Consider the following 12,851-nt stretch of genomic DNA (forward strand, 5'->3'; position numbering starts at 1 on the left):
CATCTTTGCAACACACGGCCACGAAAAAAGGCGTCCACACGCAGCTGCGGGTGGACGCCCCTTCCGAGTACCAGCGCTAGAGCGCCTTGAGTTCCTCGGTTACTTCGGAGACCGACTTCTTGGCGTCACCGAAGAGCATCGAGGTGCCCTCGGCGAAGAAGAGTGGGTTCTCGATACCGGCGAAACCGGAGTTCATCGAGCGCTTGAGCACGATGACGGACTTCGACTGGTCGACGTTGAGGATCGGCATTCCGTGAATCGGTGAGCTCGGATCGTTGCGCGCGGCCGGGTTGGTGACGTCGTTCGCGCCGATCACCAAGGTGACATCGGTACGAGAGAACTCGTCGTTGATGTCGTCCATTTCCTTCATCGCGTCGTACGAGACATCCGCCTCTGCGAGAAGAACGTTCATGTGACCGGGCATACGGCCGGCGACCGGGTGAATGGCGTACTTGACCTCGACACCCTTCGACTCGAGCAGTTTCGCCATGTCCTTGACCGCGTGCTGAGCCTGCGCGACGGCAAGTCCGTATCCGGGTACGACGATGACCTGGTTGGCGTAGGCCATCTGGATGGCCGCGTCGGCGGCCGAGGTCGCCTTTGCCGTGCGCACGACGCCGTCGGAGGATGCGGCTTCACCGCCACCACCACCGAAGCCGCCGGCAACGATGGCCGGGATGGACCGGTTCATGGCCTTGGCCATGAGGTTGGTCAAGATGGTGCCCGAAGCACCGACGATCATGCCGGCGACGATCATCGCCTGGTTGTTGAGCGCCAAACCTGCAGCAGCAGCTGACAAACCGGTCAGAGCGTTGAGCAGCGAGATGACGACGGGCATGTCCGCGCCGCCGATGGGCAGCACGACCATCAGTCCGAGGATGCCCGAGAGCACGAGCACGCCGACGATCCACAGTGAGCTGGTCGGGCCTTCCGGTGAGATCGCCTTGATACCGATGATCACCGAGAACGCGACGGCGGCAATGAGCAGCAGAGCATTGAGCGGCTGCTGGAGCTTGCCGATTCCGATCGGACGACCAGGCAGAGTTTCCTGCAGCTTCAGGAACGCGATCACGCTGCCCCAGAAGGAGATCGATCCGATCACCGCGGCAAAGAGCGAAGCGATGACGATGTGTACCGTCGGCGATTCGCCGTGCTGGAATGCGGTGAAACCGTCCGAGTCCAGGAACTCCGCGTACGCGATCAACGCGACCGTGCCGCCGCCGACACCGTTGAACAGTGCCACCAACTGCGGCATGGCCGTCATCTTCGTGCGGAGCGCCGGCGGAACGCCGAGCACGACACCGATGACAAGGCCGGCAGCGATGAGGATCCAGTTCCCCATCTCCGCATCACGAATGGAGATCAGAGTTGCAACGACGGCGATGAGCATGCCGACCGCGGCGATCTGGTTGCCGCGGACTGCGGTCTTCGGGCCGGTAAGACCCATGAGGCCGTAGATGAACATCGAGAACGCGACAATGTAGAGCGCATTGACCAGGTATTCCATTACTGGTCACCATCCTTCGACACAGACTTGGCGGCCGGCTTGGCCTTGAACATCGCCAACATGCGGTCCGTGACGACAAAACCACCGACAACGTTCACGGTTCCGAAGACGAGCGCGACGAACAAGATGATCTGCAGCCCGATCGAGGGATCGTGCACCTTGCCCAGGACGACCAACGCGCCCAGGACGACGATGCCGTGGATGGCGTTCGTACCGGACATCAACGGGGTGTGCAGGGTGTTCGGAACTTTGGAGATCACAGCGAAACCGACGAACCCGGACAACACCAGGATCGCGATGTTCGCCAGAAGTGATGTGTACATCAGGCGCCCTTCTCTTCACGGGTGACGCACGCACCGGCCAGAACCTCGTCGGAGAAATCAGGCGCCAAGGCACCTTCCACCAACATGAGTTCGATCAGCGCGGAAATGTTCTTCGAGTACAACTCGGACGCATGCTCCGGCATGGACGCCGGCAAATTCAGCGGAGAGCAAATGGTCACGCCGTGCTTGACGACGGTTTGACCCGGCTCGGTCAGCTCGCAGTTACCACCGGTTTCACCCGCGAGGTCGACCACGACACTGCCCGGCTTCATGCCTTCGACCGCGGCAGCGGTCACCAGGCGCGGCGCGGGACGACCCGGAACCAGAGCTGTGGTGATCACAACGTCGAAGCCCTTGATCGCATCTTCGAGTGCCTGCTGCTGCTTCGCTCGCTCGTCGTCGGTCAACTCGCGGGCGTATCCACCCTCGCCCGCCGCATCGATTCCGAGGTCGAGCCACTGTGCACCCACCGAACGCACCTGGTCGGCGACCTCAGGACGCACGTCGTACCCGGTAGCGCGGCCACCGAGACGCTTGGCTGTCGCCAGCGCCTGCAGACCTGCCACACCCACTCCGAGGACCAGAACCGTCGCAGGCTTCACCGTGCCCGCAGCGGTGGTGAGCATCGGGAAGAACCGCGTCGACTCCGATGCTGCCAACAGAACAGCCTTGTACCCGGACACGTTCGCCTGCGAGGACAACGCGTCCATCACCTGCGCGCGGGAGATACGAGGAATCGCCTCCACGGCGTAACCCTCGATGCCGGCGGCCTTCAACTCGGCGATGCGGTTGTCCGCATTACGCGGATTCAGGAAACCGATGAGCTTCGCGCCGGTACTGATCCGGGCGATCTCTTCTGTCGACGGAGGCGCAACCTTGACCACCACGTCAGCAGTCCACGGATCGCCGATCTTCGCGCCGGCAGCGGTGTACAACTCGTCGGGAATCAACGCCCCGAGACCGGCCCCGGACTCGACGACCACGTCGACACCCTTGCCGATCAAAGCGGACACAATTTTCGGCACCAATGCGACCCGACGCTCACCATCACTCGATTCTCGAGGGACGCCGACCGACGGACGCACTTGTGCGCTCTTCGATGTTTCCATTTTCCATTACCTTCTGCGGTTGGTGGTTCGCCTGCTGCGACGAGCGGCAACCAGCATGTGATGAGCGGAAGATGACCCGCTTTTGGGTGAATGGTGACTGATAGTAGCCAGAGTTAACGCGGCGTAGGGAAACCGACGACGCACTTTCTCCATCTGAATCGAGTCCGAACAGTATGTTTGGACATACCTGAAGAAGCCTACTGTGAGGCCGATCACACCGGAATGGCGGACTATTCCACTATTTGAAACGGCCGAAAGACGTAAAGGCATCAGAATGACGCGCCGAATAATCACCGTCGAGCGAGTTTACGAACCGGCTTCCGAATGTAACGCCGTCCGACTCCGCGTAGACCGACTCCGGCCACGCGGCCTCAAACGCGAAAACCTGCAGTACGCCTCGCACCGGCCTCGGATGCTCGACCCCGTTGTTCTACTGACAGCAAGCAAGGACCTGCCATACGGTCACGCGCAGGTCCTTGCCGACTATCTCGCAGAATTACTCTGATGTCCTAGCATTTCACTAGACCATCAATTGCTCACATATTGAGACCGCAACTTGTGCTTGACGAGCTTTCCTGTAGCGGTCCTAGGCAATTCGTCGGCAAAGTCAATGCTTCTCGGAGCTTTGAAATGTGCGACCTGACTGCGAACGTATTCCAGCAATTCCTCGGCGACATGGGCACCAGGCTCGATTCCCTCCGCTAGTTGGACAACCGCCTTGACCTGCTCACCCATTTCTTCGTCGGGAACACCGATGACCGCCACGTCGAACACCTTCGGGTGCAAAGTAAGGATGTTCTCGGACTCCTGTGGGTAGATATTCACACCACCGGAGATAATCGTGAACGCGGCGCGGTCGGTCAGATAAAGGAAACGCTCGGAGTCGATATAGCCGATATCTCCACTCGTCGTCCACGTCGGATGATCCGGATGCTGCGCGGCAGCCGTTTTCTCGGGATCATTGTGGTACCGGAACGGCAAAGTCTCCCGCTCCCAGAACACGGTACCGATCTCGCCGACCGGAAGATCGCGCCCGGCGTCGTCACAGATGTGCACGATCCCCATCACTCCGTCACGCCCGACGGAACCCGGATGCGACAAGGCCTGCTCACTGTTGATGAAGGTAGCGCCCGAACCCTCGGTCGAGGCGTAGTACTCGTAGATCACCGGCCCCCACCAGTCGATCATTGCCGTCTTCACTTCGGGCGGGCAGGGAGCAGCAGCGTGAATGGCGACCTTCACCGTCGAGACGTCGTAACGATCACGGGTCTCCTTCGGAAGTTTCAACATTCGAACGAACATCGTCGGTACCCACTGACTGTGCGTCACAGCGTATTTACCGATCAACTCCAGCGCGGTTTCGGCTTCGAATGCATCCATCAAGATCACGGTTCCGCCGACCGAATTGATCACGCCGCAAAAACGCAGGGGCGCCGCGTGATAGACCGGAGCCGGGCACAAATAGACTGTGTCGGAATCGAACCCGTACATCGGTGCGAACACCGCGGTGTACGGATCCATGGTGGTGTTCACCTCACCCTCCGGGAGATCTCCTTTGATCCCCTTCGGCCTGCCGGTGGTTCCCGACGAATACAGCATGTCAGCCCCACGCGGCTGCGAGTCGAGTGGAGCAGTGGACTGCGCATCGACCGCTTCTTCGTAGTCGTCGAAGCCCTCGAGGGCGCCGCCGTACACCAATCGGTGCCGCACGCGTGGAATCAGCTTCTCGTCCAACGGAACTGCTGCGGACGCCTGCCCCGACGCCACCAGAATTGTCGCCTCGCAGTCGTCGACGATGTAGGCAGCCTCCGAAGCCGTGAGATGCCAGTTCACCGCGGTGATGTAGAGGCCGGATCTCAACGCTGCCCAGTACACCTCGAACGCCCGGAGATCGTTGTTCGAGATGAGAGCGACGTGGTCCCCAGGCTTGGCACCGACACTTCGGAAGTATCGCGCCAACTGCGTCGACCGTTCGTCGAGTTCCCGATAGGTGATGGACTCACCCGTCGCAGGGCGAATGACGGCGGGCTTGTCCGGCGTGGACTGGACAAAATTTCCTGGAAACACGAAGACTCCTCTGTCGGTGACGACAACGCCGCGTGAGCCTGCTTCGGCGTCGACAATCCTGGTCTACCACAGGAACTCTGCCTCCCTCGGAGGTTTGACGACACCGACTCGAAGCATGGGAATGCCCGCTCACTTATCCGCCGGGACATACAGTGAGGAGAACCGCACCGTCCGAAACAGGAGATGTCCACATGAGTGGTTGGCCCCAGGACTCAGTAGTCGACGCATTGACCGAGGAATGGAGAGTCATCGACGCACTGCTGGCCGAACTCGACGGCGATCAGTGGTTGGCACCGTCGAACCTTCCGGGGTGGACGGTTCACGACATCGTGTCCCATCTGATCGGTACGGAATCACTGCTCTTGGGCATCAATCCGCCGTCGATCAATCTGGACGTGCACGCATTGCCCCACGTCCACAACGAGATTGCGGCGTTCAACGAGCGCTGGGTCGAAGGCCTGCGGCGGACACCGCACTCGGACCTGCTGACCCGATATCGCGAGATCACCGCCGAACGAACCGAAGCGCTGCGCTCGATGACCAGCGCGGACTGGGACGCCGAGACACAAACACCGGTCGGTCTTGCGCCCTATGGCCGGTTCATGCGTATTCGGACCTTCGACTGTTGGATGCACGAACTCGACATCAGAGATGCAGTTGGCATTCCGGGTGAGGAAGGCGGATTGCGCGCGGAGACTGCATTCGGCGAAATCACCAGCGCGCTCGGATTCGTCGTCGGAAAACGAGGAAAGGCGCCAGAGGGAGCACGGATCACTTTCGAACTCGAAGGGCCACTTGCCCGTTCACTTCACGTCTCGGTCGACGCGCGAGCAACACTCGTCCCGGAGCTGGACGGTCCGGCGACCACAACCATCTCGATGAGCTCACCACTCTTCACCCGAATTGCCGGTGGCCGCGTCCACGCTTCGGATCACCGAACCGACATCTCGCTTCGCGGTGACACCACGGTGGGCACACGCGTCGTCGACAATCTGGCGTTCACGATTTGAGGGCTGGGTGGGTAGGTCGCGAAGGTACTGAGAAGTGAAACTGTTTCTCTCGTCCTACCGATTCGGCGACCACCGCGAGGCATTTGTCGATCTCGTAGGCCGCGGCGCCCGCATCGCAGTCATCGCCGCGGCTGCAGATTCGTGGCCCGTCAATGCCCGCAGTTCAGCAGTCACCAGCGAATTGACTCCACTACGGGCAGCCGGCTTCACCGCAGAGGAAGTGGATGTCCGAGACTTCCTGGGTGCACCGGAAGCACTGGAACTCCGGCTCCGCGATTTCGACTGCCTGTGGGTTCGCGGCGGAAACACGTTCGTCCTGCGAGCTCAGCTAGCTCGAAGTGGCGCTGACCGGGTCATCGAGATGCTGGTTCGTTCAGGCGTCGTGGCCTATGCGGGATACAGCGCCGGAGCGTGCCTGGCGACTCCGACTCTGATCGGGCTGGACGCGTCGGACGACCCCGCTGAAGTCATGCCAACGTGCGGTATCGACCCGATCTGGTCCGGGCTCGCGCTGATCGACTTCGCGATAGTGCCGCACGGCGGCGATTCGCTACTCGAAGATCCACAGGTGACTGCGCGGACGGTTGCGGCCCTGACCACGGCGGGCGTGCAATTCACCGTGCTCACCGATTACGAGGTGATACTCGTCGACCGTTGATGTAACGCAGACGGTTGATCTTGACGCAGACTGAGCAGTCGACTCGGCCCGACCGGATCAGCCGTGCTCTGCCACCGCGGTTCCGGCTGCCGGCGACTGACGCTCGAGCCTCGTCCACGCGATCTCCCAGCGCTTGACAGAGACCTCGTCAGCGTCCTCGAGAAGGGCGTCGAGGAGCAGGCGTGGATTTTCGCGCCATGCCAGTTCAGCGGCATGGACTTCCGCAGCCGAGAACAACCCGGAAGCCTCGAGATCACGAATCCATTCGCAGATCTCGCCTCGGTGAATCCGTGCGATGGTCTCGTATCCCAGACCTTCGTCAAGGAAGTCGTACGAAAAAATTGCGGCAAAGTAACTGTTCGACTCACGCTGCCCGAAAATCATGTGCGTTCCTTCCTCGAAGTTGTCCGACGAAGACTCGAAATCGAACCGTTGAGCAGCGACGCCAAAGTTTTTTTGGCGAAGTTGTAACGCTTCTTCTATCCCCGACGATTCAAACGCTAACCCCCCGAGCGGGTCTTTGGGATCACGTCCGAGAAACGATCTGATGACCAACGCAATACCCCTGGGGTTTCCGGCCGCTCGCACCCATCATCGACACGCAACCAGCGCGCCGCTGACCTGCAATTTGCCCGTTTCAGGCCCTCCACTTAATCCATCCGAACAGACGACAAAAAACTTTGTGACCGGTCCCACATATTGGGATGTTTACGATCGTGATGCATATGTATCACCCGTTGTGGGCACAAAAGTACGGGCAAATCGGCACGTACAGACCAGTTTTGTTCGTTCTCCATGGCGACGAAGGTCCCTTGAACGGTCGTCCAGTTGTAGTTGCGCTAAGTAACGGATCCCACGTCGGCAACCGATATTGCGGACGGCCTGCCAGGTAGCGTGCTCCAGAGAACGTAGACGCGGCGCGGCGCAACCGGCCGCCCTTTCGAAACGGAGCCCGAAGATGACCGAGACAGTGGCGCACAATCCCGCGGAAACGCGTTTCGAGATCCGAGTCGACGGCGAACTCGCCGGTTTTGCCGAGTACTCGGACCATTCCGGCGTCCGTGATTTCCACCACACGGTGACCTATCCGCAGTTTCGTGGGCGCGGGCTTGCCGCCATCGTGGTGCGTGAAGCGCTCGATCAGACCCGGAACGAGGGATTGAAGATCCTTCCGACGTGCTCGTACGTCGAGAAGTTTGTTGCGGAGAACCCCGTCTACCAGGCATAACCGAACGAGAACGGCCGGCGAAAAACCAGTCGCGAACCTGCAGACCCCGCTGCTAGCGTCGATGGTGCCGTCGTCGAAATCCTGGGCGGCACCATCTCGGGGAAGGAAAGAACGTGGTCGCCTCAGCAGATCGGCGTCCACCTGCGTCCACGGACGTAGCTATCCCCAGCTATCTCCCTCTCGTACTGGTCAATCTCGCGACGCTGTTCTCGGCGATCGGCAACGGTATCGCCATCGTCGTGCTCCCCTGGCTGGTGCTCGAACGAACCGGTAAGGCTACCGACGCGGCGATAGTTGCCGGCGCAGCAGCCATTCCGCTACTCGTGTCGAGCCTGTTCTCGGGGACATTCGTCGACAAGTTCGGACGCCGTCGAACGTCGATGATTTCCGACGCTCTCTCCGCGATGTCCGTTGCAGCGATTCCGATCATCGCGGCCACCGCGGGCTTGACGATCCCGGTGATCGCGGCGTTGGCCGCACTCGGCGCCGTGTTCGACCCCGCCGGAATGGCGGCGAGGGAGTCCATGCTGCCTGCAGCGACTCGGACCGCCAAGTGGAAGCTCGATCGAACCAACAGTGTGTACGAGGCCAACTTCAACGTCGCGTATCTGATCGGCCCTGGCATCGGCGGTGTCCTCATCGCAACGATCGGAGCGGTGAACACGCTCTGGGTCACGGCGGCAGGTTTTGTGTTCTCGATAGTCGTGGTCGCCTTCATCCGGCTTCCCGGCGCCGGAGTGCCCGAACACGAACACCGTCCGAAATCGATCTGGCACGGCACACTCGACGGTCTTCGGTTCGTCTGGAACAACAAACTGCTGCGCACCCTGGCGCTGATCGACATGGCAGTCGTCGCGCTCTACATGCCTGTGGAGAGTGTCGTGTTCCCGGTGTACTTCACAGAGTTGGATCAACCGGCCCAACTCGGATCGGTGTTGATGGCCTTGGCGATCGGCGGCATCATCGGCTCTCTCGCCTACGCCCCACTGGCGCCGATCATGTCCCGGCGGCTGATCATGATTTTTGCCGTCGCCGTTCTCGGCATAGCGATGCTGGCCATGGCGCTCCTACCTCCGCTGTGGGTGATCCTCGTACTTGCCGGACTGCAGGGCCTCGTCTACGGACCAGTCGGCCCGATCGCCAACTACGCCATGCAGACGCACAGCCCGGAGCACATGCGCGGACGCGTCGTCGGTGTCATGACGTCGACGGCCTACGCCGCCGGCCCGCTCGGCTACCTCGCGGTCGGCCCGCTGCTCGATCAACTCGGAATCGCGTCGACCTTTGTGGCCCTGTCGATTCCGATCATCCTGATCGCCGCAGTAAGTGCCTCCCTACCGGTGCTTCGCGAACTCGATCGTCCGCGGCACTCGACCGACGTCAGTTGAACCCCATCACGTCGTTGCCCCAGGCGACGCGCAGTCCGTGATCGGGGTCGCTGACGAGGGTGTCGGCGGAGTCGATCAACAGCGTCGACCGCTTCTCTTCCTCGTACGGCGCCCAGTGCTTCGAGCCGTCGAGGGCCGCCGGCACGGCATGCCTGGCGAAGGCCAACCATCGCCGTTGGATACGGCCGGCCACCTCCATCGCAGCCTTCCGTCCGCCGAGCCAGAACGTGGGGTCGACGTTCAGGGTTCCGAAATTGCCGAATACATAAGGTAATTCGGTCGCGTGGCCCGCGCCGATCCGCGCCGCCTTGAGCATCGGCGTCGCGTGATCGAAGCGGTAGACCCACGTAGGGGAATGCCTGCAGTGCGCGTCGGCGATCCACAGGGTCGGCATGCGAAACGCCGCGTCCCGTGAAAGCGCCAGCGCACCACTCGGTTTCGCATGGTCAGGGTAAGCCGACATGATCTCGGCAAGTTTGGTCGCCGAGATGTCGGGGTGATCGTCAGCCAGTAATTGGAGCATTGCCTCGACGGACTGCGCACTCACCGGCATCAGCGGAGACTTCATGAACTTGAAGATCGACGCCTCGTCCTTGTTGGAACCGATGATCAGTGGGATTCGGTGCGCGTAACCCTTCTGGAAAGCCGCAACCGGGTAGTGCGGCACCAGATCGCGATCGACAACGGGTGCCATTGCCAAAGTTCCCGGAATCCGGGTCGGAATTTCGTTGACCAAATCATCGCTTGCCTTGACGAGCAGTTCCAGATCCGTGGTCAGCAGATCGCCTGCGTCTTCGGGGTCGATCGAGAGCAGTTCGAGAAACCGCTCTGCAACGGTCTTGGCGCGCTCGGCCCCGTAGACGGAGGTCGCGGGCGGACTCTGGGCAATCGCACGATGGAACAGACCTTCGGCGCTCGGACAGGTCATGAGCGTCGTGATGGATCCTGCGCCGGAGGACTCCCCGAACACGGTCACCGCACTCGGGTCACCACCGAAGGCGTCGATGTTGTCTCGAACCCATTCGAGTGCCGCAATCTGGTCTCGCAGACCACAGTTCGATTCGAAAACAGTATCCGCGGTGGAAAATGCAGACAAGTCCAGGAACCCGAGTGCGCCGACGCGATAGTTGAAGGAGACGAGAACGACGTCACCGGTTTCAGCCAGATGACGGCCGTCGTAGATCGTTTGGGCGGCGGACCCGAGGCAGTAGGCGCCGCCGTGAATCCACACCATCACCGGTCGCGGCGTGCCGTCGGGTCGCGGGGCCCAGACGTTGATCGACAGGCAGTCCTCGTCGATTTTGAAGGCCCGATCGATCGGAACCGCCGGACTCTGGCCTTGCGGCGCGATCGGCCCGAACTCACGACAGTCGCGCACCCCGTCCCACGACTGTGCGGGTTGCGGCGCTCGGAACCTCCGCTCACCCACCGGCGCCGCTGCGTAGGGCATGCCCTTCCACGCGAATACACCGCCATCCGGATACCCGCGGGCTTCTCCGCCTCGCGCCCGGATCACCAGAGTTCCGTCCTCGCCGAGATTTGGTCGAACGTCGGTCTCCATGTCTGAATCCCTTCCCGACCCGCGCGTGTGGCAATCAAGACCAAACCTACCAATCTCGGACGGGTGTGCGCCGAGTACACAACCCCTCGGTGTTAAGGTCGCCTAGTTCTGACACGGGGTGCTCCGCATGGGCGGGGCTGAGAACACACCCGGGAACCTGATCAGGTAATGCTGACGAAGGGATGTCATGGCTACTACGCAGCCTGCATACAATTCTGCCGAAAACTCGGTGGCCACAGCGCCGTCGACGGATCGGTTCACAGATCGACTCTGGGCCGAGACGAAGGCCCTCCGCGAGTCGATCGACTCGCTCGAGTTCCTCCGCCGCCTCGGCGACGGAACATTGCCACTCGACGCGTTCCGTACGTACATCGAGCAGGACAAGCTCTATCTAGAGGGATACTCGAAGGCGTTGTCCCTGGTCGCGGCCCACGCCCCGGATCCGCAGTCCGCGGGCTTCTGGTCGAATTCCGCGTCCACGGCAGCGACAGTGGAATCTGCGCTTCACGACGGACTTCTCACCGGTGGAATTCTTCCAGCGGGATCGGGAAGGCTCGAGCATTCGCAGGCCTGCCTGGGATACGTCTCGTATCTGACGGCGACTGCAGCAACTGCGCCTTACCCGGTCTCCGCAGCGGCAGTACTCCCCTGCTTCTGGATCTACGCCGAGGTCGGCCGCGATCTTGCCGCTTCAGCGCGCAAGGTACTCGACGCCGATCCGTCGCATCCGTACGCACAGTGGGTCACGACCTACGACGCACCCGAATTCCACGAGTCGGTGGCGCAGGCCCGCGTACTGGTCGATGCTGCGGCCGAAGCTGCCACCGAGACAGAGCGTGAGGCGATGAGTGAAGCATTCCGCATCGCCAGCCGCTATGAGCTGATGTTCTGGGATTCCGCACTCCACCAGCAGCCTTGGCCGGCGTCGTGATGTCGTTTGCGGCGCTGCGCCGCACGCTTGCCACGTCTGCCGCGATCGCAGCCGCGTTCACAGTTCTGACCGGATGCGCCTCTGACACCGGCTCTTCCGACGGGACCATTCGGTTCGCACTCGACTGGACACCGAACACGAACCACACCGGTTTGTACGTAGCACTCCAAGAGGGCTACTTCGAGGACGCCGGCCTGGACGTCTCGATCCTGCCGTACAACAACACCTCGCCCGACACCCTGGTCGATGCAGGCAATGCGGAGTTCGGCATCAGCACACAGAGTCAGGCCACGTTCGCCCGTGCAGCCGGCGCCGCCACGACGTCCGTCATCGCGCCACTTCAGCACCGCGCCACCGGCATCGGCGTGAAGGCGGATCGTGCGGACATCACGCGCCCACGTGATCTCGACGGGAAGACGTACGCCGGGTTCGGTGATCCCGGCGAAGTCGAAACGCTGCAGCAGATCATCCGCAACGACGGCGGGACCGGGAACTTCACGACGGTCACGCTCGGAACTTCCGCGTACGAAGCCGTGTACTCGGGCCAGGCAGACTTCACCGTCTCCTACTTTGCTTGGGAAGGCCTCGAAGCGGAGCGAAACGGAACTCCGATGCGGTACTTCCAGTACACCGATTACGGCTTCCCCGATGCGTATTCGATCGTGATCAACGGCAACCAGCAGTGGTTGAAGGACCATCCCGACGAGGCACGCAAGTTCGTCAAAGCCGTTCAACGCGGATATCAGACTGCTGCCGACAACCCGGACCAGGCCGCGCAGGATCTCATCGACGCGAACCCCGGAGCATTCACCGACGAAGACCTCGTGCGTGAGAGTCAGCGGATGCTCGCCGCCGACTACATGAAAGACGCCAACGGCGTTGTGGGCGCCCAGAATCTCGAAACCTGGTCGGGTTATTCGGGATTCCTCTTCGAGAACGGATTGCTCGCCGGACCCGACGGGAAGCCGTTGACCCAGAAGCCGGACTGGTCGGAGTACTTCACCAATGAGTATCTCGACGCGTCCTGACGTGAGCGGACGGTTGGTCTCGACCATGCGGCGGGCGCTTC

Annotated in this window: 13 protein-coding genes and 1 riboswitch; of the genes, 7 read left to right on the forward strand and 6 right to left on the reverse strand. The window is 61.5% G+C overall.

Annotation, left to right across the window (positions count from 1 at the left end):
* Nucleotides 1-76: 76 nt before the first annotated feature.
* The 3 genes from RWT78_RS22785 to RWT78_RS22795 are packed head-to-tail and all read right to left on the reverse strand — an operon-like array spanning nucleotide 77 to nucleotide 2,939.
* Nucleotides 77-1,507, reverse strand: coding sequence for an NAD(P)(+) transhydrogenase (Re/Si-specific) subunit beta (locus tag RWT78_RS22785; RefSeq protein ID WP_003941368.1), 1,431 nt, complete (start codon nucleotides 1,505-1,507; stop codon nucleotides 77-79).
* Nucleotides 1,507-1,830 carry an NAD(P) transhydrogenase subunit alpha gene (locus RWT78_RS22790; protein ID WP_003941319.1) on the reverse strand — a complete coding sequence of 108 codons (324 nt, stop codon included), beginning with the start codon at nucleotides 1,828-1,830 and terminating at the stop codon, nucleotides 1,507-1,509. Before RWT78_RS22790 ends, RWT78_RS22785 begins: the two co-directional genes overlap by 1 nt.
* Nucleotides 1,830-2,939 (reverse strand): Re/Si-specific NAD(P)(+) transhydrogenase subunit alpha, encoded by a 1,110-nt coding sequence (locus RWT78_RS22795; RefSeq protein WP_003941381.1) that lies wholly within the window; start codon nucleotides 2,937-2,939, stop codon nucleotides 1,830-1,832. Before RWT78_RS22795 ends, RWT78_RS22790 begins: the two co-directional genes overlap by 1 nt.
* 274 nt (nucleotides 2,940-3,213) lie before the next feature.
* Here RWT78_RS22795 and RWT78_RS22800 point away from each other — a divergent pair, with 274 nt between their 5' ends.
* On the forward strand, nucleotides 3,214-3,444 hold the full coding sequence (locus RWT78_RS22800) for a hypothetical protein (RefSeq protein WP_003941352.1): 231 nt from the start codon (nucleotides 3,214-3,216) through the stop codon (nucleotides 3,442-3,444).
* 23 nt (nucleotides 3,445-3,467) lie between these two features.
* Here RWT78_RS22800 and RWT78_RS22805 read toward each other — a convergent pair whose 3' ends face one another.
* Complete coding sequence (locus tag RWT78_RS22805; RefSeq protein WP_003941397.1) at nucleotides 3,468-5,006, reverse strand: AMP-binding protein; 1,539 nt, start codon at nucleotides 5,004-5,006, stop codon at nucleotides 3,468-3,470.
* A gap of 191 nt (nucleotides 5,007-5,197) precedes the next feature.
* On the opposite strand from RWT78_RS22805, the gene RWT78_RS22810 reads away from it, so the two are divergent.
* Nucleotides 5,198-6,016: a maleylpyruvate isomerase family mycothiol-dependent enzyme gene (locus tag RWT78_RS22810; RefSeq protein ID WP_314681027.1), complete on the forward strand. Its 819-nt coding sequence runs from the start codon at nucleotides 5,198-5,200 to the stop codon at nucleotides 6,014-6,016.
* A 34-nt stretch (nucleotides 6,017-6,050) separates the two neighbouring features.
* Entirely contained in the window at nucleotides 6,051-6,674 is a 624-nt protein-coding gene (locus tag RWT78_RS22815) for a Type 1 glutamine amidotransferase-like domain-containing protein (protein WP_003941379.1), read from the forward strand.
* A gap of 57 nt (nucleotides 6,675-6,731) precedes the next feature.
* Here RWT78_RS22815 and RWT78_RS22820 read toward each other — a convergent pair whose 3' ends face one another.
* Nucleotides 6,732-7,058 carry a hypothetical protein gene (locus RWT78_RS22820; RefSeq protein ID WP_003941297.1) on the reverse strand — a complete coding sequence of 109 codons (327 nt, stop codon included), beginning with the start codon at nucleotides 7,056-7,058 and terminating at the stop codon, nucleotides 6,732-6,734.
* A 574-nt stretch (nucleotides 7,059-7,632) separates the two neighbouring features.
* Here RWT78_RS22820 and RWT78_RS22825 point away from each other — a divergent pair.
* Nucleotides 7,633-7,902 (forward strand): GNAT family N-acetyltransferase, encoded by a 270-nt coding sequence (locus tag RWT78_RS22825; protein WP_007726096.1) that lies wholly within the window; start codon nucleotides 7,633-7,635, stop codon nucleotides 7,900-7,902.
* Nucleotides 7,903-8,063: 161 nt separating this feature from the next.
* On the forward strand, nucleotides 8,064-9,290 hold the full coding sequence (locus RWT78_RS22830) for an MFS transporter (RefSeq protein WP_314681039.1): 1,227 nt from the start codon (nucleotides 8,064-8,066) through the stop codon (nucleotides 9,288-9,290).
* Here RWT78_RS22830 and RWT78_RS22835 read toward each other — a convergent pair.
* Nucleotides 9,283-10,851, reverse strand: coding sequence for a carboxylesterase/lipase family protein (locus RWT78_RS22835; RefSeq protein WP_058037977.1), 1,569 nt, complete (start codon nucleotides 10,849-10,851; stop codon nucleotides 9,283-9,285). The genes RWT78_RS22830 and RWT78_RS22835 overlap by 8 nt on opposite strands.
* A 104-nt stretch (nucleotides 10,852-10,955) precedes the next feature.
* A riboswitch (TPP riboswitch) is annotated at nucleotides 10,956-11,051 on the forward strand.
* Here RWT78_RS22835 and RWT78_RS22840 point away from each other — a divergent pair.
* Nucleotides 11,039-11,782, forward strand: a complete 744-nt coding sequence (locus RWT78_RS22840) for a TenA family protein (protein WP_314681034.1) — start codon at nucleotides 11,039-11,041, stop codon at nucleotides 11,780-11,782. Its footprint overlaps the riboswitch before it by 13 nt.
* Nucleotides 11,782-12,810: an ABC transporter substrate-binding protein gene (locus RWT78_RS22845; RefSeq protein WP_030536827.1), complete on the forward strand. Its 1,029-nt coding sequence runs from the start codon at nucleotides 11,782-11,784 to the stop codon at nucleotides 12,808-12,810. Before RWT78_RS22840 ends, RWT78_RS22845 begins: the two co-directional genes overlap by 1 nt.
* Nucleotides 12,811-12,851 lie beyond the last annotated feature (41 nt).

This window comes from uncultured Rhodococcus sp. (assembly GCF_963525155.1).
GTDB classification, from domain to species: domain Bacteria; phylum Actinomycetota; class Actinomycetes; order Mycobacteriales; family Mycobacteriaceae; genus Rhodococcus_F; species Rhodococcus_F qingshengii.

Bases quoted from the DNA above. Each gene is read 5' to 3' on its own strand.
- RWT78_RS22800 (WP_003941352.1), top strand. From the start codon at position 3,214: ATGACGCGCCGAATAATCACCGTCGAGCGAGTTTACGAACCGGCTTCC.
- RWT78_RS22790 (WP_003941319.1), bottom strand. From the start codon at position 1,830: ATGTACACATCACTTCTGGCGAACATCGCGATCCTGGTGTTGTCCGGG.
- RWT78_RS22845 (WP_030536827.1), top strand. From the start codon at position 11,782: ATGTCGTTTGCGGCGCTGCGCCGCACGCTTGCCACGTCTGCCGCGATC.
- RWT78_RS22795 (WP_003941381.1), bottom strand. From the start codon at position 2,939: ATGGAAACATCGAAGAGCGCACAAGTGCGTCCGTCGGTCGGCGTCCCT.
- RWT78_RS22810 (WP_314681027.1), top strand. From the start codon at position 5,198: ATGAGTGGTTGGCCCCAGGACTCAGTAGTCGACGCATTGACCGAGGAA.
- RWT78_RS22820 (WP_003941297.1), bottom strand. From the start codon at position 7,058: ATGATTTTCGGGCAGCGTGAGTCGAACAGTTACTTTGCCGCAATTTTT.
- RWT78_RS22840 (WP_314681034.1), top strand. From the start codon at position 11,039: ATGGCTACTACGCAGCCTGCATACAATTCTGCCGAAAACTCGGTGGCC.
- RWT78_RS22835 (WP_058037977.1), bottom strand. From the start codon at position 10,851: ATGGAGACCGACGTTCGACCAAATCTCGGCGAGGACGGAACTCTGGTG.
- RWT78_RS22825 (WP_007726096.1), top strand. From the start codon at position 7,633: ATGACCGAGACAGTGGCGCACAATCCCGCGGAAACGCGTTTCGAGATC.
- RWT78_RS22785 (WP_003941368.1), bottom strand. From the start codon at position 1,507: ATGGAATACCTGGTCAATGCGCTCTACATTGTCGCGTTCTCGATGTTC.